At 65.1% G+C, this 20,991-nt stretch carries 23 protein-coding genes; 1 reads left to right on the top strand and 22 read right to left on the bottom strand.

The annotated features are described in order from the left end of the window. Nucleotides 1–8: 8 nt before the first annotated feature. From PVZ77_RS16450 to flhA, 11 genes are all read right to left on the bottom strand, one after another. On the bottom strand, nucleotides 9–797 hold the full coding sequence (locus PVZ77_RS16450; protein ID WP_273807616.1) for a ParA family protein: 789 nt from the start codon (nucleotides 795–797) through the stop codon (nucleotides 9–11). A 35-nt stretch (nucleotides 798–832) separates the two neighbouring features. After that, complete coding sequence (motD, locus tag PVZ77_RS16455) at nucleotides 833–1,696, bottom strand: flagellar motor protein MotD (RefSeq protein ID WP_273807617.1); 864 nt, start codon at nucleotides 1,694–1,696, stop codon at nucleotides 833–835. Nucleotides 1,697–1,707: 11 nt separating this feature from the next. Further along, the gene (locus PVZ77_RS16460; RefSeq protein ID WP_133862381.1) at nucleotides 1,708–2,448 is read right to left on the bottom strand and encodes a flagellar motor protein; all 741 of its coding nucleotides are present in this window, start codon (nucleotides 2,446–2,448) and stop codon (nucleotides 1,708–1,710) included. A gap of 34 nt (nucleotides 2,449–2,482) precedes the next feature. Then, the gene (locus PVZ77_RS16465) at nucleotides 2,483–3,601 is read right to left on the bottom strand and encodes a protein-glutamate methylesterase/protein-glutamine glutaminase (RefSeq protein ID WP_273807618.1); all 1,119 of its coding nucleotides are present in this window, start codon (nucleotides 3,599–3,601) and stop codon (nucleotides 2,483–2,485) included. An 82-nt stretch (nucleotides 3,602–3,683) separates the two neighbouring features. Further along, complete coding sequence (locus tag PVZ77_RS16470; RefSeq protein ID WP_273807620.1) at nucleotides 3,684–5,918, bottom strand: chemotaxis protein CheA; 2,235 nt, start codon at nucleotides 5,916–5,918, stop codon at nucleotides 3,684–3,686. Nucleotides 5,919–5,944: 26 nt separating this feature from the next. Next, nucleotides 5,945–6,733, bottom strand: a complete 789-nt coding sequence (locus PVZ77_RS16475; protein ID WP_133862384.1) for a protein phosphatase CheZ — start codon at nucleotides 6,731–6,733, stop codon at nucleotides 5,945–5,947. 19 nt (nucleotides 6,734–6,752) lie between these two features. After that, nucleotides 6,753–7,127, bottom strand: coding sequence for a chemotaxis response regulator CheY (locus PVZ77_RS16480; RefSeq protein WP_169853335.1), 375 nt, complete (start codon nucleotides 7,125–7,127; stop codon nucleotides 6,753–6,755). 87 nt (nucleotides 7,128–7,214) lie between these two features. Next, nucleotides 7,215–7,955, bottom strand: coding sequence for an RNA polymerase sigma factor FliA (gene fliA / locus PVZ77_RS16485; RefSeq protein ID WP_027597968.1), 741 nt, complete (start codon nucleotides 7,953–7,955; stop codon nucleotides 7,215–7,217). Then, nucleotides 7,952–8,782 (bottom strand): flagellar synthesis regulator FleN, encoded by an 831-nt coding sequence (gene fleN / locus PVZ77_RS16490; protein ID WP_017642087.1) that lies wholly within the window; start codon nucleotides 8,780–8,782, stop codon nucleotides 7,952–7,954. The genes fliA and fleN overlap by 4 nt, the downstream gene beginning before the upstream one ends. A gap of 92 nt (nucleotides 8,783–8,874) precedes the next feature. After that, nucleotides 8,875–10,203 carry a flagellar biosynthesis protein FlhF gene (gene flhF, locus PVZ77_RS16495; protein ID WP_273807621.1) on the bottom strand — a complete coding sequence of 443 codons (1,329 nt, stop codon included), beginning with the start codon at nucleotides 10,201–10,203 and terminating at the stop codon, nucleotides 8,875–8,877. Nucleotides 10,204–10,213: 10 nt separating this feature from the next. After that, on the bottom strand, nucleotides 10,214–12,316 hold the full coding sequence (gene flhA / locus PVZ77_RS16500) for a flagellar biosynthesis protein FlhA (RefSeq protein WP_252977320.1): 2,103 nt from the start codon (nucleotides 12,314–12,316) through the stop codon (nucleotides 10,214–10,216). Between the two features lie 249 nt (nucleotides 12,317–12,565). On the opposite strand from flhA, the gene sodC reads away from it, so the two are divergent. Further along, nucleotides 12,566–13,093: a superoxide dismutase [Cu-Zn] SodC gene (gene sodC / locus PVZ77_RS16505; protein ID WP_273807622.1), complete on the top strand. Its 528-nt coding sequence runs from the start codon at nucleotides 12,566–12,568 to the stop codon at nucleotides 13,091–13,093. Here the strand turns inward: sodC and flhB are convergent. The 11 genes from flhB to fliJ form a co-directional block, all read right to left on the bottom strand. Beyond that, complete coding sequence (gene flhB / locus PVZ77_RS16510) at nucleotides 13,086–14,234, bottom strand: flagellar biosynthesis protein FlhB (RefSeq protein ID WP_273807623.1); 1,149 nt, start codon at nucleotides 14,232–14,234, stop codon at nucleotides 13,086–13,088. The genes sodC and flhB overlap by 8 nt on opposite strands. Nucleotides 14,235–14,246: 12 nt before the next feature. After that, nucleotides 14,247–15,023 (bottom strand): flagellar biosynthetic protein FliR, encoded by a 777-nt coding sequence (gene fliR, locus PVZ77_RS16515; RefSeq protein WP_273807624.1) that lies wholly within the window; start codon nucleotides 15,021–15,023, stop codon nucleotides 14,247–14,249. Between the two features lie 3 nt (nucleotides 15,024–15,026). Next, nucleotides 15,027–15,296 carry a flagellar biosynthesis protein FliQ gene (gene fliQ, locus PVZ77_RS16520; protein ID WP_093254840.1) on the bottom strand — a complete coding sequence of 90 codons (270 nt, stop codon included), beginning with the start codon at nucleotides 15,294–15,296 and terminating at the stop codon, nucleotides 15,027–15,029. A gap of 28 nt (nucleotides 15,297–15,324) precedes the next feature. Beyond that, entirely contained in the window at nucleotides 15,325–16,122 is a 798-nt protein-coding gene (gene fliP, locus PVZ77_RS16525) for a flagellar type III secretion system pore protein FliP (RefSeq protein ID WP_273807626.1), read from the bottom strand. Next, nucleotides 16,119–16,532: a flagellar biosynthetic protein FliO gene (gene fliO / locus PVZ77_RS16530; protein ID WP_133862392.1), complete on the bottom strand. Its 414-nt coding sequence runs from the start codon at nucleotides 16,530–16,532 to the stop codon at nucleotides 16,119–16,121. The genes fliP and fliO overlap by 4 nt, the downstream gene beginning before the upstream one ends. 3 nt (nucleotides 16,533–16,535) lie before the next feature. Beyond that, nucleotides 16,536–16,991: a flagellar motor switch protein FliN gene (gene fliN / locus PVZ77_RS16535; RefSeq protein ID WP_133862393.1), complete on the bottom strand. Its 456-nt coding sequence runs from the start codon at nucleotides 16,989–16,991 to the stop codon at nucleotides 16,536–16,538. Nucleotides 16,992–17,047: 56 nt separating this feature from the next. After that, nucleotides 17,048–18,019 (bottom strand): flagellar motor switch protein FliM, encoded by a 972-nt coding sequence (gene fliM / locus PVZ77_RS16540; protein ID WP_017642077.1) that lies wholly within the window; start codon nucleotides 18,017–18,019, stop codon nucleotides 17,048–17,050. 8 nt (nucleotides 18,020–18,027) lie between these two features. Then, nucleotides 18,028–18,549, bottom strand: a complete 522-nt coding sequence (gene fliL / locus PVZ77_RS16545; protein WP_027597975.1) for a flagellar basal body-associated protein FliL — start codon at nucleotides 18,547–18,549, stop codon at nucleotides 18,028–18,030. Nucleotides 18,550–18,668: 119 nt separating this feature from the next. After that, complete coding sequence (locus PVZ77_RS16550) at nucleotides 18,669–20,066, bottom strand: flagellar hook-length control protein FliK (RefSeq protein WP_273807627.1); 1,398 nt, start codon at nucleotides 20,064–20,066, stop codon at nucleotides 18,669–18,671. 76 nt (nucleotides 20,067–20,142) lie between these two features. After that, entirely contained in the window at nucleotides 20,143–20,499 is a 357-nt protein-coding gene (locus PVZ77_RS16555) for an Hpt domain-containing protein (protein ID WP_158889348.1), read from the bottom strand. A 45-nt stretch (nucleotides 20,500–20,544) separates the two neighbouring features. Next, nucleotides 20,545–20,988: a flagellar export protein FliJ gene (gene fliJ / locus PVZ77_RS16560; RefSeq protein WP_133862397.1), complete on the bottom strand. Its 444-nt coding sequence runs from the start codon at nucleotides 20,986–20,988 to the stop codon at nucleotides 20,545–20,547. Between the last annotated feature and the right edge of the window lie 3 nt (nucleotides 20,989–20,991).

The raw sequence follows: 20,991 nt of genomic DNA on the forward strand, positions 1-20,991 counted from the left end.
AACTTGAATCAGGCGACCTGGCTGCTGGGCGCCCCGTCGAGCAGATGCCGCAGCAACGCCCGGTAGGCGATGACGCCGCGGCTGTTCATCTCGTAGCGCGACGGCACCTGCCCGGAACGACTGGCGTCGCGCAGCCGCGTATCGATGGGAATGAAGGCCTGCCACAGCTGCGCCGGATAGGTGCTGCGCAGGACCTTTAGCGTGCCGATGGAGGCCTGGGTACGGCGGTCGAACAGGGTCGGCACTATGGTGTAGGGCAGCGCCTGCTTGCGCGAGCGGTTGATCATGGTCAGGGTGTTGACCATGCGCTCGAGTCCCTTGAGCGCGAGGAATTCGGTCTGGGTCGGAATCACCAGATGCTGACTGGCCGCCAGGGCATTGACCATCAGCACGCCGAGCAACGGCGGACTGTCGATCAGCACATGATCGAAATCGTTCCACAGCTGTGCCAGGCTCTTGGAGATCACCAGGCCCAGGCCGCTCTGGCCGGGCGACTGACGCTCCAGGGTAGCCAGCGCGGTGCTGGACGGCAGCATCGACAGCTGCGGATGGCTGGTGGGCAGCAGCAGCCGCTTCGGCAGCCCTTCCGGAACCTGGCCACCGTACTGGAACAGATCGAACGCGCTGTGTTCGAGGCTGTCCGGATCCTGACCGAAATAGCTCGTCAGGGAGCCGTGGGGATCGAGATCCACCAGCAGGACGCGCTTGCCTTCATCGCCGAGCAACCCGGCGAGGGCAACGGTGGTGGTGGTCTTGCCCACCCCACCCTTCTGATTGGCGACAGCCCAGACTCTCATGTGCAGACTTCCTCCCGACGACACGACCAGCCGGGTCAAGGTGCCGGCTTGGTGGCCGGCGACGAAGATTTGACGGGCGCCACCCCGGGCGCCGGTTCTCCAGGCGATGCTGCAGATTGTGTGCCAGTCGACGGATTTTGCAAGGTGCTCTGTGGCCGGAACAGGTCGAGATTGCGCGAGATCAGCAGGACCACGCGCCGATTGCGGGCGCGATTGACGTCGTTGGTGTTGTCGACCACCGGTTGATAGGCGCCATAGCCCACCACGGCCAGGCGCTGCGGAGCGATGCCGTTGCCGATCAGCAGCCGCACGATACTGGCCGCGCGGGCCGCGGACAGTTCCCAGTTGGTGGGATACAGCGCCGTGCTGATGGGGCGGTCGTCCGTGTAGCCCTGTACCTGGATCGGATTTCTGAACGGCGCCAGAATCTTGGCCACCTTCTCCATGAGACCGAAGGCGGGATTGCTCGGCAGGGAATCGCCGCTGGCGAACAGCAGGTTGGAGCTGAGTTCGATTTCCAGCCACATCTCGCTGGCCTTGATGTTCAACTGGTCGCCGGCGATGAGATCGCCGAAGGTGGCGCGCACGCTGTCGGCGATCTGCTGCAGCGGATCGCTGGGGGCGCCTCTGACCGGCTGAGCGGCGCTGGCGTCCATCACCGTCGGTGTCACGCCCGCGGGACGCTGATCACCGAGGGGAATGGGTTTGAGCGAACGCTCCGGCTGGCTGAAGATGCCGGACAGGCTGTCCGACAGCACCTTGTACTTGCTCTCGTTCAGCGAGGAGATGGAATACATGACCACGAAGAAGGCGAACAGCAGGGTGATGAAGTCCGCGTAGGAGACCAGCCAGCGTTCGTGGTTCTCGTGCTCTTCGGGACGGCGGCGGCGACGAGGCATGCGGCGTCCTCCTAGTCCAGAAAACCTTGCAGCTTCATTTCGATGGAGCGGGGATTCTCGCCCTCGCCGATGGACATCAGGCCCTCCAGCAGCATTTCCCGGTAGCGGGACTGTTGCTGGGCCAGTGCCTTGAGCTTGTTGCCGACCGGCAGCAACAGCAGGTTGGCGAAGCCGACACCATAGATGGTGGCGACGAAGGCCACGGCGATGCCGCTGCCCAGCTGGGAGGGATCGGCGAGATTCTGCATGACGTGGATCAGGCCCATTACCGCGCCGATGATCCCGACCGTGGGTGCATAGCCACCCATGGCTTCATAGACCTTGGCGGCGGCGATGTCGCGATCTTCCTGGCCGTAGAGATCCACCTCGAGAATGCTGCGCAGGGCCTCGGGTTCGGTGCCGTCCACCAGCAGCTGCAGGCCCTTGGCGGCATAGGGATCGGCTTCGCGGGCGACCAGGGGTTCGAGACCCAGCAGGCCTTCCTTGCGCGCGACGTTGCTCCAGTTGACCACCTTGCGGATGCCGCCGACGAGGTCCAGCCGCGGCGGCACGAACACCCAGGCCAGCATCGTCAGGGCCCGGCGCAGCACCGGCAGGCGGGTCTGCAGCAGGACGGCGCCCAAGGTGCCGCCGACCACGATCAGCGCCGCCGGAGCATTGGCCAGGGCGGTGAAGGAACCGCCCTCCAGCAGGTTGCCACCCATGATGGCGGTAAACGCCAGCAGGATGCCGATGAGGCTGAGAACGTCCACGCTCAATGCCCTTCTGGCCAGTAAACGCCTGCCGTCACGAACAGGCCTCGGTCAGGTGTCTGCCGATGTCGTCCAGGCCGTAGACGGCGTCGGCCAGATTGGCCTTGGCGATGGCCATGGGCATGCCGTAGATGACGCAGCTGGCTTCATCCTGCGCCCACACCTGGCTGCCGACCTGCTTGAGCATCCGCGCGCCTTCGCGGCCGTCGGCGCCCATGCCGGTCAGGACCACTGCCAGCACCTTGTCGGCATAGGCCTTGGCCGCGGAACCAAAGGTCACGTCGACGCAGGGTTTGTAGTTGAGGCGCTCGTCGCCGGGCAGGATCTTCACCATGCCGCGACCGTCCACCATCATCTGCTTGCCGCCGGGTGCCAGCAGAGCCAGTCCCGGACGCAACTGGTCGCCGTCCTCGGCTTCCTTGACGCTGATGCGGCAGAGCTTGTCCAGGCGCTCGGCGAAGGCCTTGGTGAAGGCCGCCGGCATGTGCTGGATCAGCACCAGGGGCGCCGGGAAATTGGCTGGCAGCTGGGTAAGCACCCGTTGCAGGGCCACCGGACCACCGGTGGAGGTCCCGATAGCCACCAGGCGATAGTGCTTGCGCTTGGGCGGCGGCGAAGCCGGGGCCGCGGACGCGTGACCTGCCGCAGCGCCGCCAGGCGCGGCCGGACGCGCTGCCGGGCGGGCCGTGGCCGGTGCCGCGGAAGCACTCGCGGGCGTCGCCGGCGCGACGCTGGGAGCCACGGCGAAGCGCCGGTTGGAACGGGCGATATGGTGGATCTTCTCGCACAGCAGCTTTTGCACACTGGCCGGATTGCGCGAGATGTCCTCGAAATTCTTGGGCAGGTAGTCGACCGCGCCGGCATCCAGGGCATCCAGGGTGACCCGGGCGCCTTCATGGGTGAGCGAGGAGAACATCAGCACCGGGGTCGGGCATTTCTGCATGATGTGGCGGACCGCGGTGATGCCGTCCATCATCGGCATCTCGTAGTCCATGGTGATGACATCGGGCCGCAGCGCCAGGGCCTGGTCGACCCCTTCGCGCCCGTTGCTGGCCGTGCCCACCACCGAGATGTTGGGATCGGCCGCCAGGATTTCCTTGAGCCGACGCCGGAAGAAGCCGGAATCGTCCACCACCAGTACTTTTACCGGCATACGTTGAAACTCCTAACTGGGGCGGCGCAGGCCACCCGATGGCGCCAGGCCCAGGGCCTGACGCCGCTCGTACCTGGCCGACTCAGAGTCCGCGACGGGCGTAGCGCTTGAGCATGCTGGGCACATCGAGGATGAGCGCGATGCGCCCGTCGCCGGTGATGGTCGCTCCGGACATGCCGGGCGTTCCCTGCAACATCTTGCCGAGTGGCTTGATGACCACCTCTTCCTGGCCCACCAGCTGATCGACCACGAAGCCGATGCGCTGGGTGCCCACCGAGAGGATCACCACATGCCCTTCCCCCTGCTCCACATGGGCCGCATTGGGCACCAGCCAGCGCTTGAGGTAGAACAGCGGCAGCGCCTTGTCGCGCACCACCACCACTTCCTGGCCGTCCACCACGTTGGTGCGGGACAGGTCGAGATGGAAGATCTCGTTGACGTTGACCAGCGGGAAGGCGAAGGCCTGGTTGCCCAGCATCACCATCAGCGTCGGCATGATCGCCAGGGTCAGGGGCACCTTGATGACGATCTTGGAGCCCTGGCCCTTGGTCGAGTAGACGTTCAGCGTGCCGTTGAGCTGGCTGATCTTGGTCTTGACCACGTCCATGCCCACGCCACGGCCGGAGATGTCGGAGATCTCGGCCTTGGTGGAGAAACCCGGGGCGAAGATCAGGTTGAAGCACTCGGTCTCGGTCAGGCGATCGGCCGCGTCGCGGTCGAGCAGGCCTTTTTCCACGGCCTTGTTGCGCAGCAGATCCGCGTCCATGCCCTTGCCGTCATCGGAGATCGACAGGAGGATGTGGTCGCCTTCCTGCTCGGCGGAGAGCACTACACGCCCCGCACGGGACTTGCCGTTTTCTTCACGTTCGGCGGGCCCTTCGATGCCGTGGTCGACCGCGTTGCGCACCAGGTGCACCAGCGGATCGGCCAGGGCCTCGACCAGGTTCTTGTCCAGGTCGGTTTCTTCGCCGACCAGCTCCAGGTTGATCTCTTTCTTCAGGCTGCGCGCCAGATCGCGGACCAGGCGCGGGAAGCGACCGAAGACCTTCTTGATCGGCTGCATCCGCGTCTTCATGACAGAGGTCTGCAGGTCGGCGGTGACCACGTCGAGATTGGACACGGCCTTGGCCATGGCCTCGTCGCCGCTGTTCAGGCCCAGACGCACCAGGCGGTTACGCACCAGCACCAGCTCGCCGACCATGTTCATGATCTCGTCCAGCCGTGCGGTATCGACCCGCACGGTGGTCTCCGCTTCGCTGGTGGGACGTTCGGCGGGCGCTGCCGCTGCCGGCTTGGGCACCGCGACCTCGGCAACCGGAGCCGGTTTCGGCGCGGGTGCAGGCGCGGGCTGAGGCGCAGCGACCGGTGCCGGCGCAGCAGTGGCAGGTGCGGCTACAGCGTCGGCGGCTGCCGCGGGACCACTGAATCGGCCCTTGCCGTGCAATTCGTCGAGCAGGGATTCGAATTCGTCGTCGGTGATCTCGTCACCACCACCCGCCGCCGCTGGAGCCGCTACCGCCGGGGCTGCTGCGACAGGTGCCGCGGCCTCGTTCGCGACGAACTTGCCCTTGCCGTGCAATTCGTCCAGCAGGGCCTCGAATTCGTCATCGGTGATGTCATCACCGCTGGCCGCAACGGCGGCAGGAGCTGCGGCAGCAACAGGCGCAGCGGCCGGCGCGTCATGGAACTTGCCCTTGCCGTGCAACTGATCAAGCAGGGCTTCGAATTCGTCATCGGTGATGTCGTCACCACTGGCGGCCGCAGGCGCTGCCGCACTCGGCTCGCTGCCCAGGGCATCGAGCAGATTCTGGAAATCGGCATCGCTCAATTCCGGTTCGGCAGCTGCAGCAGCAGCGACGGGCGCCGGTGCCGCGGCCACCGGAGTGGCGGCTACGGGCGCAGCCGCTACCGGCGCCGGTTCGCTGCCGGCCGGATCGGCCAGGCGAGCCAGCGCCGCCAGCAACTCGGGCGAGGCCGGGGTCGGCTCTTCGCGCTCCCGTACCTGACCAAACATCTCGTTGACGGAATCCAGTGCCTGCAGCACCACATCCATCAGCTCGGCATCCACGCGGCGTTCGCCCTTGCGCAGGATGTCGAAAACGTTTTCCGCGATATGACAGCACTCGACCAGGGTATGGAGCTGCAGGAAACCGGCACCGCCCTTTACGGTATGGAAGCCACGAAAGATGGCGTTCAGCAGATCCATGTCATCCGGACGGCTTTCCAGCTCGACCAATTGTTCCGACAACTGTTCGAGAATCTCGCCGGCCTCTACCAGGAAATCCTGGAGGATCTCTTCATCGGCGTCGAAGCTCATTCCTGCACTCCCCAAGAGGGTCTGGGTCAGAAGCCCAGACTGGATAGAAGATCGTCGACGTCGACCTGAGCGGCCACGACGTCTTCACGCTTATCGGCATGAATCTGCGGACCTTCACCCTTCATCGTCTTTTCTTTTCGATTCTGTTCGATCAGCGCGCTGTGATCGTGACTGAAGCCGGTATAGCGATCGACCTGGCTGGCCATCATCACCAGCTTGACGAGGTCTTTCTCGATCTGCCCGACGAGATTGACCACGCGCTTGATCACCTGACCAGTAAGGTCCTGGTAGTCCTGCGCCAGGAGGATGTCATTGAGCTTGGCCGACAGTTGTTCGGCGCTGCTCTCGCTGTGGCTGAGGAAGGCATCGACGCGCTTGGCCAGCTCGCGGAATTCGTCCGCGCCCATTTCCCGGCGCATGAACTTCTTCCAGTCGGCATGCACGGCACGGGCTTCGTCGCCGAAGTTGCCTACCAGGGGCGCGCTCTCCTCCACCAGATCCATGGTCCGGTTGGCGGCGTTCTCGGTCATCTTCACCACGTAGGAGAGACGATCGGTGGCATCGCTGATCTGGGAGACCTCTTCGCCGGCCATGCCGCGCGGATCGATCTCGAAGTTGACGATGGCGTTGTGCAACTCGCGGGTCAGCTTGCCGACTTCCTGGTAGAGCCCCCGGTCACGCAACTGGTTGAGTTCATTGATGACATGCACCGCCTGGGTGAAGTCGCCACTTTCCAGGCATTTCACCAGCTCCTGGGCGTGCTGTTTTAGATTCGACTCGAAGTCGCTGAAGCTGTTGGTGCCAAGCTGATCCATAACGTCCCCGCGGCTTTCTTCAGCCGTTCACCCGCTCGAAGATCTTGTCGATCTTTTCTTTCAGCACCTGGGCGGTGAAAGGCTTGACCACATAGCCATTCACGCCGGCCTGAGCGGCTTCGATGATCTGCTCACGCTTGGCCTCGGCGGTCACCATCAGCACCGGCAGGGTTTTCAGGCGCGCGTCGGCGCGCACCTGGCGCAGCAGGTCGATGCCGGTCATGCCGGGCATGTTCCAGTCGGTGACGAGAAAATCGAAGTTGCCGCTCTGCAACATCGGCAGGGCGGTGTTGCCGTCGTCTGCTTCGGCGGTATTGGTGAATCCCAGATCGCGCAGCAAATTCTTGATGATGCGTCTCATCGTGGAAAAATCGTCCACGATGAGGATTTTCATGTTCTTGTCCAAGTCGACCTCCGTCCTAATCCGCACACACGCCGCAAGGCGCGCCTAAGCAATCGTAGTAGCCTGAGTACCAGCCGGTTAACGCGAACGCCATTCCGCCAGCCGCGCCCGCAGGCGTGCCGCGCATTGACTGTGAAGTTGGCAGACGCGTGACTCGCTCACGCCCAGCACCTCGCCGATTTCCTTGAGGTTGAGTTCCTCGTCGTAATACAGCGAGAGCACCAGACGTTCACGCTCCGGAAGATTGGCGATGGCGTCGGCCAGGGCCTTGCGGAAGCGCTCGTCCTCCAGACCGCGACCGGGTTCGAGTTCATGCGAACCGCTCTCCTCGAGCCCATGCTCACCACCCTCCATGAGGTCGTCGAAACTGAACAGGCGACTCCCCATGGTGTCGCCAAGGATGCCGTAGTACTCATCCAGACTCAATTTAAGTTCGGCCGCGACTTCGGAATCTTTAGCGTCGCGCCCCGTACGCGCTTCCACCGCGCGAATGGCGTCGGTGACCATGCGCGTGTTGCGGTGCACCGAGCGCGGTGCCCAGTCGCCCTTGCGGACCTCGTCGAGCATGGCGCCGCGGATGCGGATGCCGGCGTAGGTCTCGAAGCTGGCGCCCTTGCCGGCGTCATATTTGCGCGAGGCCTCCAGCAGACCGATCATGCCGGCCTGCATCAGGTCCTCGACCTGCACGCTGGCCGGCAGCCGCGCCAGGAGATGGTAGGCGATGCGTTTCACCAACGGCGCGTAGCGGTTGATGAGTTGCTCCTGCTGGGTACGTTCCGAGGTTTTGCTGTACATGCGAAGCCCGCTGGATGCTGTCATGCGTGGGTACCGATGGCTGGTTGCACAAGGCGCTCGACAAAGAACTCGAGATGGCCGCGCGGATTGGCGGGCAGCGGCCAGCCATCGACTTTCTGAGCTACCGCACGGAAGGCCAGCGAGGCCTTGGCACGCGGAAAGGCTTCGAACACGGGGCGCTGTTTCTGCACGGCTTTGCGCACCGCCTCGTCGAACGGAATGGCGCCCACATACTGCAGGGCGACATCCAGGAATCTGTCGGTCACCTTGGTCAGCTTAGCAAAGAGATTGCGACCTTCCTGGGGCGTCAGCGCCATGTTCGCCAGAACTCGGAAACGGGTGACGCCATGGTCGCGATTGAGCAGCTTGATCAGGGCGTAGGCATCGGTGATGGAGGTGGGCTCGTCGCACACCACCACCAGGACTTCCTGGGCGGCGCGAACGAAGCTGACCACCTGGTCGCCGATGCCGGCAGCGGTATCGACGATGAGCACGTCGAGGTTTTCGCTGATGTCGCTGAAGGCCTGGATCAGACCGGCGTGCTGGGCCGGCGTCAGATTGACCATCGCCTGGGTGCCCGAGGCCGCCGGAACGATGCGGATGCCGCCCGGGCCGTGCAGCAGCACGTCGCGCAGCTCGCACTCGCCGGAGATGACATCGGCCAGGGTGCGCTTGGGCGACAGGCCGAGCAGAACGTCGATGTTGGCGAGGCCCAGGTCGGCGTCGAGCAGCATGACGCGCCGCCCGATATCGGCCAGGGCCAAGGCCAGGTTGACCGACACATTGGTCTTGCCGACACCGCCTTTACCGCCCGTGACCGCTATGACTTGGACGGGATGCATGCTACCCATTGCCTGATACCTTTGATTGAAATCCGTCACACTTTAGACCAAGTGCATTTGGCGTGCCCAGGCATGCGATGCACCACTACCGTTCGTCTGCGCTAACCGGCGCGGCGGGCATTGCCTTGATACAGGCCGGCAAGCATGCCGGCCATGGTTTCTTCGCTCGGCTCCTCGGGCGCCTGCAGGCTCACGGCGCGGCTCACCAGCTGGTGGCTGCGGGCCAGATGCAGGTCGTCCGGGATGCGCGGGCCGTCGGCGATGTAGGCCACCGGCAGGCGCTGGCTGATGGCCAGGCCCAGGGCTTCGCCGAGGCTGGCGGCTTCGTCCAGCTTGGTCAGCACGCAGCCGCTCAGGCCGCAGCGCCGGTAGCTGTGGTAGGCCGCCTTGAGCACTTGGCTCTGGCTGGTGACACCCAGTACCAGGTAGTTGCGAATCTTCAGCTGGCGGTTGGCCAGGGCTTCGAGCTGCACCTTGAGCGCCGGATCATTGGCGGGCATGCCCGCGGTGTCGATCAGTACCAGGCGCTTGCGCGCCAGGGGTGCCAGCGCCTGGGCCAGGGATTGGCCCGGATCGACCAGAGTGACCGGCACGTCGAGGATGCGGCCGAGGGTCTTGATCTGCTCCTGGGCACCGATGCGGAAGCTGTCCATGCTGACCAGCGCCAGACTCTGGGGGCCGTACTTGAGCACGTAGTTGGCGGCGAGCTTGGCCAGGGTGGTGGTCTTGCCCATGCCGGCCGGACCGACGAAGGCGACGACACCGCCCTCCTCCAGGATCTTGGCGTCGGTGGTCTTGGCCAGCTGGGCGAAATTGGCCAGCAGCATGCGCCAGGCATGCCGCGGATCCTGGATCTTGGCCACGCTGTCGAGTAGGTGGCGGGCCAGATCGGCGGGCAGGCCCATGCGCTGCAGACGGCGCCAGAGGCCGGCCTGTTGCGGACGGGTGGACTGCACCTGGGTCCAGGCCATGGAACCGAGCTGGACTTCCAGCAGTTCACGCAGGCCACTGAGTTCGCTGCGCATGGCTTCCAGGGCGCGGCGGTCTTCCGGCACGGCACTGGCGGCAGGCGCCGCGGCGGCGGGCTGAGGGGCACGCGGCGGGGCGATCACCGGCTCGCGACGGCTGTCGGCAGCGCTGATGGCGCCCAGCAGCTGCTTGTCCTTCGGCGCGGCCGAGGGCACGCCCGGTGCACGGATACTGAGGTCGGCATGGGCCTGGGCGATCTTCGCATGGGTCTTGCGCAACTCCGCCTGCAGCTCCGCGTTGGGCGCAGCCGGTGCCGGAGCCTGATAGTCCAGCGCCGCGGTCAGCTCGACCCCGCCGGCGACCCGGCGGTTGCTGAGGATGGCGGCATCCGGACCCAGCTCGTCGCGTACCAGCTTCATGGCTTGACGCATATCGGCAGCGAAGAAACGTTTGACTTGCATGATCTAGACCTCAGCCATTCTGGCCAACGGTAGCGACGATGGTGACCTGCTTGTTGTCCGGAATTTCCTGGTAGGCCAGAACACTCATGTTCGGTGCCGCCATCCGCGCGAAGCGGGACATCATCCCGCGGATCGCACCGGCTACCAGCAGCACCACTGGCTTACCCATCATTTCCTGACGCTGCGCTGCCTCGATAAGGGAACGCTGCAGTTTTTCAGCCATGCCAGGCTCGAGGAACATGCCGTCCTCGGCGCCTTGACCGGCCTTCTGCATACTACTTAGCAACATCTGTTCCAACCTTGGCTCAAGGGTGATAACAGGCAGCTCAGGCTCCATTCCCACGATGTTCTGGACGATCGCGCGGGACAGCGCGACCCGTACGGCACCGGCGATGGCGGCGGGATCTTGACTCCGCGGACCGACGTTGGCGATGGCTTCGGCGATGGTACGGATGTCGCGGACTGGCACCTGCTCCTGCAGCAGCTGCTGGAGGATCTTGAGCAGGGTCGAGAGGGAGACGATGCCGGGCACCAGTTCTTCGGCCAGCTTGGGCGAACTCTTGGCCAGCACCTGCAGCAATTGCTGGACTTCCTCGTGACCGATCAGCTCGTGGGCGTGCTTGAAGAGCACCTGGTTGAGGTGCGTGGCGACCACGGTGCTGGCATCGACCACGGTGTAGCCGAGGGATTGGGCCTGGTCGCGCTGGGTGACGTCGATCCAGACGGCCTCCAGACCGAATGCCGGATCCTTGGCGGCGACGCCGTTGAGGGAGCCGTAGACCTGACCGGGGTTGATGGCCAGTTCGCGATCCGGATAGATCTCGGCCTCGGCCACGCTGACGCCCATCAAAGTCAGACGATAGGCGTTGGGCAGCAGGTCCAGGTTGTCGCGGATGTGCACCGACGGCATGAGGAAGCCGAGGTCCTGGGACAGCTTCTTGCGCACGCCCTTGATCCGCGCCAGCAACTGGCCACCCTGGTTGCGATCGACCATGGGGATCAGCCGGTAACCGACTTCCAGACCGACCATGTCCACCGGGGTCACGTCATCCCAGCCCAGCTCCTTGGCCTCGGCCGGACGCTGCACGGGCGCCAGGTCCTGCTGCTTCTTGGCCTCCACTTCGGCGGTCTGCTTGGCCTGGCGCTGGCGCTTGTAGATCAGCCAGGCACCGGCGGCGGCGCCACCGCCCAGGCCGAGGAACGGCAGGTGCGGCATGCCCGGGACCAGGCCCATGGCGATGATGATGAAGGCCGAGACCGCCAGCGCCTTGGGCGAGGCGAACATCTGACGATTGACCTGCTGGCCCATGTCCTCGGCCGAGGACACCCGGGTCACCATGATGGCCGCGGCGACCGACAGCAGCAGCGAGGGGACCTGGGCGACCAGGCCGTCACCGATGGTCAGCAGGGCGTAGATGCGCGCCGCTTCGCCGAACGGCAGACCGTGCTGGGCCATGCCGATGGCCATGCCGCCGATGAGGTTGATGAAGAGGATCAGCAGACCGGCGACGGCGTCGCCGCGGACGAATTTGCTGGCACCGTCCATGGAACCGTAGAAGTCGGCTTCCTGGCCCACTTCGGTCCGACGCTTCTTGGCTTCGACCTGGTCGATGATGCCGGCATTGAGGTCGGCGTCGATGGCCATCTGCTTGCCGGGCATGGCGTCCAGGGTGAAACGCGCCGACACCTCGGAGATACGGCCGGCACCCTTGGTCACCACTACGAAGTTGATGATCATGAGGATGGCGAACACCACCGCACCGACCACGTAGTTGCCGCCGACCACCACCTCGCCGAAGGCCTGGATGACCTTGCCCGCGGCATCGTGGCCGTCCTGGCCGTGCAGCAGCACGACGCGGCTCGAGGCCACGTTCAGCGCCAGGCGCAGCAGGGTCGACACCAGCAGGATGGTCGGGAAGACCGCGAAGTCCAGCGGCCGCAGGGCGTAGACGCTGACCAGCAGGACCACGATCGACAGGGCGATGTTGAAGGTGAACAGCACGTCCAGCAGGAACGGCGGCATCGGCAAGGTCATCATGGCGAGCATCGCCAGGACGGCCAGCGGCACGCCCAGGTTGCCGCGAGCCAGACCGCGCATGTTGCCCATCATCATGGATTTGTCGACTTTCACACCCATTCCTCGCTTGCCGGTGCCGTCGTCACGGAAAGTTGACGCAGCGCACTGTTCGCAGGGGCTTGAGCAAGCTCCGGGCCAACTGCTCAAGACCTTGAATCAGCGAGGTTTTCCCTGGGGTGATACAGGACTGGTTACGGATCACCGGATCCGTCGGCTGAACCGTGGGCGGAGGCCATGAGTCTGTCTAGGGACCCGCGCTAGCGCGCCTATCCGAGGAACATCATCATGAAAATCTGGACCGCGACGCTGTTGGCTACCTGCCTGGCCGGAACCGCCCAGGCGGCCGAATCCCTGACGATCCCGCTGAACAAGGTCACGACCGACGGTGTGGGCGAAAGCGTCGGCAGCGTGCAGGTGACCCGTTCCAAGTACGGCCTGGTGTTCACGCCCGACCTCAAGGGCCTGGAGCCCGGCATCCATGGCTTCCATGTCCATACCAAGCCCAACTGCGGCGCGGCCGAGGTGAATGGCACCCTGACCGCGGGTGGCGCCGCGGGTGGCCATCTGGATCCGCGCAACACCGGCAAGCACAGCGCGCCCTGGTCGGACGACGGCCACCTGGGCGAATTGCCGGCGCTCTATGTGACTGCCGACGGCCAGGCCACCCAGCCGGTGCTGGCGCCGCGCCTCAAGCGCCTCGAAGAACTCAAGGGCCATGCGCTGATGGTGCATGCCGGTGGCGACAACTATGCCGACCAGCCCAAGCCGCTGGGCGGTGGCGGCGCGCGCGTCGCCTGCGGCGTCATCAAGTAGGCGCCTTCCCCTCCTCATCCCGCCGCAGATCCGGCGGGATGGGCAGATCGGACAGCTTGGGCTTGCGCCCGCGTCCGGCGCGGAACTGCCTGAGCTGATAGACATAGGCCAGGACCTGGGCCACGGCGACGTAGAGCCCGGCCGGAATCTCCTGGTCCACTTCGGTGGAGAAATACACCGCCCGCGCCAGCCCCGGCGACTCCAGCAGCGAGACCTGGTGCTCCTGGGCGATCTCGCGGATCTTCAATGCGGTGAAATCGCTGCCCTTGGCCACCAGCACCGGCGCCCCACCCTTGGCCGCATCGTACTTGAGCGCCACGGCGAAGTGGGTCGGGTTGGTGATGACCACATCGGCGTTGGGCACCTCGGCCATCATCCGTCGCTGCGCCATCTGTCGCTGCATCTGGCGAATCTTGCCCTTGACCTCGGGCTTGCCCTCGCTGTCCTTGTACTCGTCCTTGATCTCCTGCTTGGTCATCATCAGCTTCTTGCGATTGCTGAGGATCTGGAAGGGCACGTCCACCGCGGCGATGATCAGCAGCCCCATGGCCAGCAGCAGGGTGGCATGCCCCACCACCTGCATGCTGTGCAGCAGCGCCTGCTCGGTCGGCAGCTTGGCGATCTGCAGCAGCGCCGTGCGTTCGCTCATCAGCACCATCACCGACACGCCCAGGATGATGAAGAACTTGCCCAGCGCCTTGAGCAGCTCCACCAGGGAATGCTTGGAAAACATCCGGGCGATGCCGGACATGGGATTCATCCGGCTCGGCTTGGGCGCCAGCACCTTGCCGGAGAACAGGAAGCCACCCAGGGCGATATGACCAATGATGGCGGCGATCACCACCAGGGCGATCATCGGCAGCATGCCGATCATCGCCGCCTTGCCCGAGGCCAGCAGGAAGGTGCCCATGAAGCGCTCGTCCATGACCTCCTCCCGCCGCAGGGAGAAGTTGCTGCGCATCACCTCTAGCAGCTTGCCGCCCAGAAAGGCGCCATACATCAGCAGGCCGCCGACTCCCGAGAGCATGACCGCCACCGTGCCGAGTTCGCGTGATCGCGGGAGCTGACCCTCCTCCCGGGAATCACGCTTGCGTTTCTCCGTGGGGTCTTCTGTGCGGTCTTCGCCATCGGATTCAGCCATGTGGCGTATCTCCTAGCGTTCTCGGGCCAGTTCGCGCAGCCATTGCAGCGCCTCGGTGGCGAGACTTTCATAGTGGGAGAGGATGTCGGCGGTGCCGAGCCAGACGATGACCATGCCCAGCACCACGATCAACGGCATGCCGACGGAAAAGATGTTCAGCTGCGGTGCTGCGCGGGTCATGATGCCGAAGGCGATGTTGACCACCAGCAGCGCGGTGATGGCTGGCAGCACCAGCAGGATGCCGGCGCCCAATACCCAGCCCAGCCGCCCGGCGACCTGCCAGAAGTGCTCGACGCTCAGGGTATCCCCCACCGGCAGGGTGACGAAGCTTTCGGCGAGGATCTCGAACACCACCAGGTGGCCGTTCATGGCCAGGAACAGCAGTGTCACCAGCATGGTGAAGAACTGGCCCATCACCGGCGCCGAGGCGCCGTTGACCGGGTCGATCATGGACGCGAAGCTCAGGCCCGCCTGGGTCGAGATGATCTGCCCCGCCACCACGAAGACATGGAAGAACAGCTGCAGGCTGAAGCCCATCACCGCGCCGATGAGGATCTGCTCGACGATCAGCGGCAAAGCCTGGGCGCTGATGGCATCCACCTGCGGCATCGGCGGCAGGGTCGGCACCAGCACCAGACTCAAGGCCAGGGCCAGGTACATCCGCACCCGCACCGGGACCAGCGTGGTGCCGATGATCGGCATGGTCATCAGCAGCGCGGCGATGCGAAACAGCGGAAACAGGAAGCTGCCGACCCAGCCGCCGATCTGGGCGTCGCTGAGGGCGAGCATGGGCTAGCCGATCAGCCGCGGGATGTTGGCGACCGAGGTCTGGATGAACTCCATGAGCTGCCGGACCATCCAGGGACCCAGCACGATCAGCGTCAGCAGGGTGACGATCAGCCGCGGCAGAAAGCTCAGCGTCTGTTCGTTGATCTGGGTCGCCGCCTGGAAGACCGCTACGATCAGGCCGACGATCAGACTCGGCACCACCAGCACCGTTACCAGCAAGGCGGTGAGCCAGAGGCCCTGGCGGAACAGATCGACGGCGACTTCAGGGGTCATTTCGCTTCTCCACGCAAAGGGGGCACCGCTAGACGGTGCCGAAGCTGCTGGCCAGAGTACCCATGATCAGCGCCCAGCCATCCACCAGGACGAACAGCATCAGCTTGAACGGCAGGGAGATGATCATCGGCGACAGCATCATCATGCCCATGGCCATCAGCACGCTGGCGATCACCAGGTCGATGACCAGGAAGGGAATGAAGATCATGAAGCCGATCTGGAAGGCGGTCTTGAGTTCGGAGGTGACGAAGGCCGGCACCAGGATCGACAAGGGCGCCTGATCGGCACTGGGAATGTCGGTGCGCTTGGACAGCCGCATGAACAGGTCGAGGTCCGATTGCCGGGTCTGCCCCAGCATGAAGTCCTTCATCGGCATCTGGGCACGGGAGATGGCGTCCTGGGCACTGAGTTGTTCGTTCAGGTAGGGCTGCACGGCGGTGGTGTTGATGCGGTCGAACACCGGCGCCATGATGAACAGCGAGAGAAACAGCGCCATGCCCACCAGCACCTGGTTGGACGGCGTGGTCTGCAGACCCAGCGCCTGGCGCAGGATGGCGAAGACGATGACGATGCGGGTGAAGCTGGTCATCAACATGACGAACGCTGGAATGAAGCTCAGCGCCGTCATGATCAGCAGGATCTGCAGGCTGACCGAATACTCCTGCTGCCCCTGGCCGTTGGTACTCAGGGTAATGGCCGGAATCGACAGCGGATTGGCCTGCCCGGCCTGCTGCGCCAGCGCCAGGGGCGCGAACAGCAGCACGGCCAGGCCCAGTAGCCAGCCCAGAGTGCGCCCCAGACCGGCCGGTAGACGCGCAGGGATCATGGTTTCGCCTTGGGGTCGCGGCTGATGAGTTCCAGCAGGCGCTGGGCGAATTCCGGCGCCGGCGCCTCGGTCTCGCCGAGTCGCACCGGCTCGCGCAGGCTGTGCAGCGGCGTGATCCGTCCGCCAGCGACGCCGATCAGCAGCTGCTCCTGGCCGACCTGCACCAGCACCAGCCGCTCGCGCGGGCCCAGGTGCTGGGTGGAGATCACCTTGATCACCTGCTGGCCGCGCGGCCCCTGCTGCTGCACCCGACGCACCAGCCAGGCCAGACCGAGGATCAGCGCGATCACCAGCAGCAGGCCGAGCAGCAGCTGGCCGACCTGCGCCCCCACATCCAGCCCCGGCGAGGTGGCTTCGGCGGCACGCGCGGTCAGGGGCAGGAGACCCAGCGGCAGGAGCAGACTCTTCATGGATCACCGCAGCTTCTTGATACGTTCCGTGGGGCTGATGACGTCGGTCAGGCGGATCCCGAACTTCTCGTTCACCACCACCACTTCACCGTGGGCGATCAGCGTACCATTCACCAGCACGTCCAGCGGCTCGCCGGCCAGACGGTCGAGTTCGATGACCGAGCCCTGGTTGAGTTGCAGCAGGTTGCGAATGGAGATGTCGGTGTGGCCGACCTCCATGGAGATGGTCACCGGGATGTCTAGGATCACATCCAGGTTGGGCCCTTCCATGCCAGTCACTGCCAAACCCCCACTGCTCTGACCAAATTCTTCCACCGGCGCCTTGGGCGGCTTGGGGGCTTCGACCTGGGTACCCTGGGCCATCAGGGCGTCGATGTCGTCCTGGCTGGCATCACCGGCTTCGGCCAGGGCCGCGGCCCACTCGTCCGCCAGGGCTTGTTCTTCGGGGTTGTCTGCCATCGTCTGGGTCTCGTGCTACGCCGGGCCTCGGCCCGGACGGAAAAATCGGTTGTCGCTCAGCGGCCGCGGCTGACCGGTTCGAGAATCTGCAGGGCCAGGTTGCCCTTGCGTGCGCCCATCTTGACCTTGAAGGTGGGCATGCCGTTGGCTCGCATGAGCATCTCCTCCGGCATTTCCACCGGAATCACGTCGCCGGGCTGCATGTTGAGGATATCGCGGAGTTTGAGTTGGCGCCGGACAACCGTCGCCTCCAGCGGCACGCGCACATCGAGCAGGTCCTCGCGCAGGGCCTTGACCCAGCGTTCGTCCTGGTCGTCCACGTCCGACTGGAAGCCGGCGTCGAGCATCTCGCGGATCGGCTCGATCATCGAATAGGGCATGGTCACGTGCAGTTCGCCGCCACCGCCATCCAGTTCGATGTTGAAGGTACTCACCACCACCACTTCGCTGGGGCTGACGATGTTGGCCAGCGCCGGGTTGACCTCGGAGTTCATGTATTCGAACTGGCAGTCGAGCATGGCGCCCCAGGCTTCCTTGAGGTCGACGAAGCACTGGTCGAGCACCATGCGCACCACGCGCAGTTCGGTCGGCGTGAATTCACGGCCCTCGATCTTGGCGTGGCGGCCGTCACCGCCAAAGAAGTTGTCCACCAGCTTGAATACCAGCCGCGCATCGAGGATGAACAGCGCGGTACCGCGCAGCGGCTTCATCTTGACCATGTTGAGGCTGGTGGGGACGTACAGCGAATGGATGTATTCACCGAACTTGGTGACCTGCACTCCCCCGACGGAGACGTCGGCCGAACGCCGCAACAGGTTGAACATGCTGACCCGGGTATAGCGGGCGAAGCGTTCGTTGATCATCTCCAGCGTCGGCATGCGTCCGCGGACGATGCGATCCTGGCTGGTGAGGTCATAGCCCTTGATGGTGCCCGGCTCGGCATCGGTCTCGGTCTCGACGATGCCATCGTCGACCCCGTGCAGCAGGGCATCGATTTCATCCTGAGAGAGCAGATCTTGCACGGCCATGGCGTTACCTATTGCAGGACGAGATTGGTGAACAATACCTGTTCGATGGCAGTCTGGCCGGTCAGTTTCTTCGCCAGCTCCTGAACCTTGCTAGTGGCCTGCTGGCGCAGCATCTCCTTGCCCACCGGCGTCAGGAGGCTGTTGAAGTCCTGGCCGGAAAACAGCATCACCAGCTGGTTGCGGACCTGCGGCAATTGCGCCTTGAGCGCATCCATCTGCGCCTGGTCGCGCCCCATCAGGGTCACCGTGACCTGCATGTAGCGCTGGCGACCGTCGGCGTTGTAGTTGACCACGAAGGCCGGCACCAGCGCCTGGTAGACCGCCGCCAGGTGCACGGGTGCCGCCGGGGCGGCCGGCGCGGCATGCTCGGGCTCGGCGCTCTTCTTGCCGAGCAGGAACCAGGTCGCGCCCACCGAGGCGCCAATGACCAGCAGCAGGGCCACGACGATGATGATGATGAGTTTGAGCTTGCCCTTGCCCTTGCCTTCCGCGGCTGCACCCTCTGCCGCAGGGGCCTGCTTCTTCGCCATAAGTGCTCGACCGAATCCTGTGCTGCGCGTCACCCCTGTTGGGTGACGCAGCTAACCTATTGATACGAAGGGGATATAGCAGGTGCGGCCGAGGCTGTCACCTGGCAGCCGGCGGCCTGTCACGCGTAGTAGTCGACCAGACTGCGCGCCGCGAGCGTCGCCGAGCCGCGGGATTCGGCGACATTCGCCACCGCTTCGTCCTCGCCCCCGCCCGCGCCGCGGCTACCGCGACGCGAATTATCGCTCTGGCCACCCTGCTGCGACTGCTGCCAGCCCTGACCGGACGACTGATCGGAAACGTTGACGTTGGCGAGGTTCATGCCCTGCTGGGCGAAGAGTTCGCGCAGGCGCTGGCTACCGTTGTCCAGCGCCTCCCGCACGTCGGCGTGGGGACTGGTGAAGGTGACCTGGGTCTGGTCCTGGGTCATGTCGATCCGCACCTCCAGCTTGCCTAGTTGCGCCGGCTCCATCTGGATGTCGGCGGTCTTGAGATTCTGGCTGGACATCCACATGACCTTGTCGACCACCGCCTCGCTGAAGTTGCCCGCCTGCGGGCTGAGCGGCTGGCCAGGCACCGTGGCCGTGACCGGGCGAGCTGTCGCGGCGGGCGTGCTGAGGGCTTGCGACAGGGCGGTGAGTTTGTCGGCGAAGGCATCGGTCTTGCTCGGTACCGCCGCGTCCTGCCCATCGCCCTTGTCCAGCGTCGCGGCCAGGGCCGCGCTGGCCGCCTGATCCGCCACCTGAGCGGGGGCGCCATCAGCCGGCAGCAAGCCTTGCAGCTGCGTGGCCGCCAGGTTGTTGGCGTTGGTGGCGGACTTGGCGGCGTCACCCTGTGCCTGGGGCATCTGGCCCAGCAGTTGCGCCAGACCGTCGTCCGCGGCCTGCTGCTCGCCGGCCTTGGCCGGGGTCGCCGTCACGCCCGTCCCCGCACCCGTGGCGGTCGCCTGGGCTGCGGTAGCCACGGCAGCGCCCAGCAGCGCGGCCGGATCCAGGGCCTGGGTGGTGGCGGTGGCGGTCGCTTCCGCCGTCCCGGTCGGCAGCTGAGGCGCAGGCGCCGGCGTGGCCACGGGTGGCGGGAACTGGCCGGTCATGCCGAACATGAACAGCGGATCCAGCAGCGCATCGACGGGTGCCTTGGCGTCTTCGCCCTGGGCCACCGGCAAGGTCTTGCCGCTGTCGTCGGTAGCGGCTGCCGACTGCTCGCCGCTCTTGGCGGTGCTGTCGGCCTGGGGCTTAGCGTCCGCGGTGCGGTCGTCATCGCTGGAGCGCTTCACTCGGTCATCGTCATCCCGGGCACGCCCGGGTTCGTTCTTGCGCGCCTGGGTCGGGGCCTTGCTGTCGCTGGCGTCGCGCGGCTTTTCGCTGCGCACCGACTCACGCGGCTGCTCCTGGGCGAAGACATCGGCGAACCGCTCCTGGGCTGCCGGGCGATCCTGGAAGGGGGTCTTGGCCGCCGCCCGGCCGGTGCCGGCTGGAGAGGTGGCGGTATTCAAAAGGAAATCGGGCACGACGGCCATGGAGAGCTCCGAACGACGGGTTTCCGGGTATCTAGCAAGTTGCGCGCCAGCCAGAAACGCCAGCGCTTTGACAAGGTCAGCCCGCGTAGCGTTGGCGCTCGACCTTGAACAGGATGCGGACAATGGCGAATTCGCGCTCCATGGCGGAAACCCCCATGGCCAGTTCGGCGGTAGTCGCCCGGCGCCGCGCGCCCTCCTCCACGTCCCGACACAGCTGGGCCAGGGGCGCGGCGCCCATGTTGCCGGCGCTACCCTTGAAGCTGTGCGCCAGCTGGCGAACCTGCTCGGCATCGCCACCGATCACGCTACGCTTGAGTTCGGCGATGCGTTCTTCGCAGTCGAGCAGAAAGGTTTCGATGAGATCGACGTATTCCTCCTCCATGCAGTCGCGCAGGGCGGCGAGCGTTTCCGGATCGAGATGGGAGGAAAACATCGGCATTCTCACTGACCAAAAGAAGGAACGAAGGCGGGGCCTGGCCTAAATATAGGTCGAGCGCGCCCGCTGGGCGTATTCGTCCATCTGTTTCTGTTCACGCTTGTCCTCGACCTGGCGCTGTTCCTGGCGATAGCGCTCGACCAGTTTGCGCAGGCCTTCGAGGCGAGCATAGCGCTCCTGCCACTGGGTGCGTGCCTTGGCCACCACGTCGCGGTGCCACTGGGCGTTGCGCTCCTGCTGGCCGATCGCCTCTTCCAGCTGGCTGAGAAAGCGCTGATAGCCGATCAGCCATTGCCCGGTGACGCCACGGCTGCCGTTGACCACCAGGCGCTGCTGGTAATCCTCGCGATAGCGCTGCAATTCGCCCAGCTTGAACTCGGCCTGGGCCAGTTGCTGCTGGCATTGTCCCAGGCGCTGGGCGGCGTCGCGCTCGTCGCGCTCGCTCATCTCCACCACCGGACCCAGACGCTCGGCTCTGCCTTTCATGAT

The organism is Pseudomonas sp. SHLD1, from assembly GCF_028640935.1.
In the GTDB taxonomy this organism is placed as follows: domain Bacteria; phylum Pseudomonadota; class Gammaproteobacteria; order Pseudomonadales; family Pseudomonadaceae; genus Chryseomonas; species Chryseomonas aestiva.

What these genes read in the sequence shown, in the direction of transcription:
- fliR (WP_273807624.1), bottom strand. Translation starts at nt 15,023, where the DNA reads ATGCTCGCCCTCAGCGACGCCCAGATCGGCGGCTGGGTCGGCAGCTTC.
- PVZ77_RS16555 (WP_158889348.1), bottom strand. Translation starts at nt 20,499, where the DNA reads ATGTTTTCCTCCCATCTCGATCCGGAAACGCTCGCCGCCCTGCGCGAC.
- fliJ (WP_133862397.1), bottom strand. Translation starts at nt 20,988, where the DNA reads ATGAAAGGCAGAGCCGAGCGTCTGGGTCCGGTGGTGGAGATGAGCGAG.
- fleN (WP_017642087.1), bottom strand. Translation starts at nt 8,782, where the DNA reads ATGGGTAGCATGCATCCCGTCCAAGTCATAGCGGTCACGGGCGGTAAA.
- fliQ (WP_093254840.1), bottom strand. Translation starts at nt 15,296, where the DNA reads ATGACCCCTGAAGTCGCCGTCGATCTGTTCCGCCAGGGCCTCTGGCTC.
- sodC (WP_273807622.1), top strand. Translation starts at nt 12,566, where the DNA reads ATGAAAATCTGGACCGCGACGCTGTTGGCTACCTGCCTGGCCGGAACC.
- fliA (WP_027597968.1), bottom strand. Translation starts at nt 7,955, where the DNA reads ATGACAGCATCCAGCGGGCTTCGCATGTACAGCAAAACCTCGGAACGT.
- fliP (WP_273807626.1), bottom strand. Translation starts at nt 16,122, where the DNA reads ATGATCCCTGCGCGTCTACCGGCCGGTCTGGGGCGCACTCTGGGCTGG.
- fliO (WP_133862392.1), bottom strand. Translation starts at nt 16,532, where the DNA reads ATGAAGAGTCTGCTCCTGCCGCTGGGTCTCCTGCCCCTGACCGCGCGT.
- PVZ77_RS16470 (WP_273807620.1), bottom strand. Translation starts at nt 5,918, where the DNA reads ATGAGCTTCGACGCCGATGAAGAGATCCTCCAGGATTTCCTGGTAGAG.
- fliN (WP_133862393.1), bottom strand. Translation starts at nt 16,991, where the DNA reads ATGGCAGACAACCCCGAAGAACAAGCCCTGGCGGACGAGTGGGCCGCG.
- PVZ77_RS16450 (WP_273807616.1), bottom strand. Translation starts at nt 797, where the DNA reads ATGAGAGTCTGGGCTGTCGCCAATCAGAAGGGTGGGGTGGGCAAGACC.
- PVZ77_RS16465 (WP_273807618.1), bottom strand. Translation starts at nt 3,601, where the DNA reads ATGCCGGTAAAAGTACTGGTGGTGGACGATTCCGGCTTCTTCCGGCGT.
- PVZ77_RS16480 (WP_169853335.1), bottom strand. Translation starts at nt 7,127, where the DNA reads ATGAAAATCCTCATCGTGGACGATTTTTCCACGATGAGACGCATCATC.
- flhB (WP_273807623.1), bottom strand. Translation starts at nt 14,234, where the DNA reads ATGGCTGAATCCGATGGCGAAGACCGCACAGAAGACCCCACGGAGAAA.
- flhA (WP_252977320.1), bottom strand. Translation starts at nt 12,316, where the DNA reads ATGATGATGGGCAACATGCGCGGTCTGGCTCGCGGCAACCTGGGCGTG.
- fliL (WP_027597975.1), bottom strand. Translation starts at nt 18,549, where the DNA reads ATGGCGAAGAAGCAGGCCCCTGCGGCAGAGGGTGCAGCCGCGGAAGGC.
- motD (WP_273807617.1), bottom strand. Translation starts at nt 1,696, where the DNA reads ATGCCTCGTCGCCGCCGCCGTCCCGAAGAGCACGAGAACCACGAACGC.
- PVZ77_RS16475 (WP_133862384.1), bottom strand. Translation starts at nt 6,733, where the DNA reads ATGGATCAGCTTGGCACCAACAGCTTCAGCGACTTCGAGTCGAATCTA.
- PVZ77_RS16550 (WP_273807627.1), bottom strand. Translation starts at nt 20,066, where the DNA reads ATGGCCGTCGTGCCCGATTTCCTTTTGAATACCGCCACCTCTCCAGCC.
- flhF (WP_273807621.1), bottom strand. Translation starts at nt 10,203, where the DNA reads ATGCAAGTCAAACGTTTCTTCGCTGCCGATATGCGTCAAGCCATGAAG.
- fliM (WP_017642077.1), bottom strand. Translation starts at nt 18,019, where the DNA reads ATGGCCGTGCAAGATCTGCTCTCTCAGGATGAAATCGATGCCCTGCTG.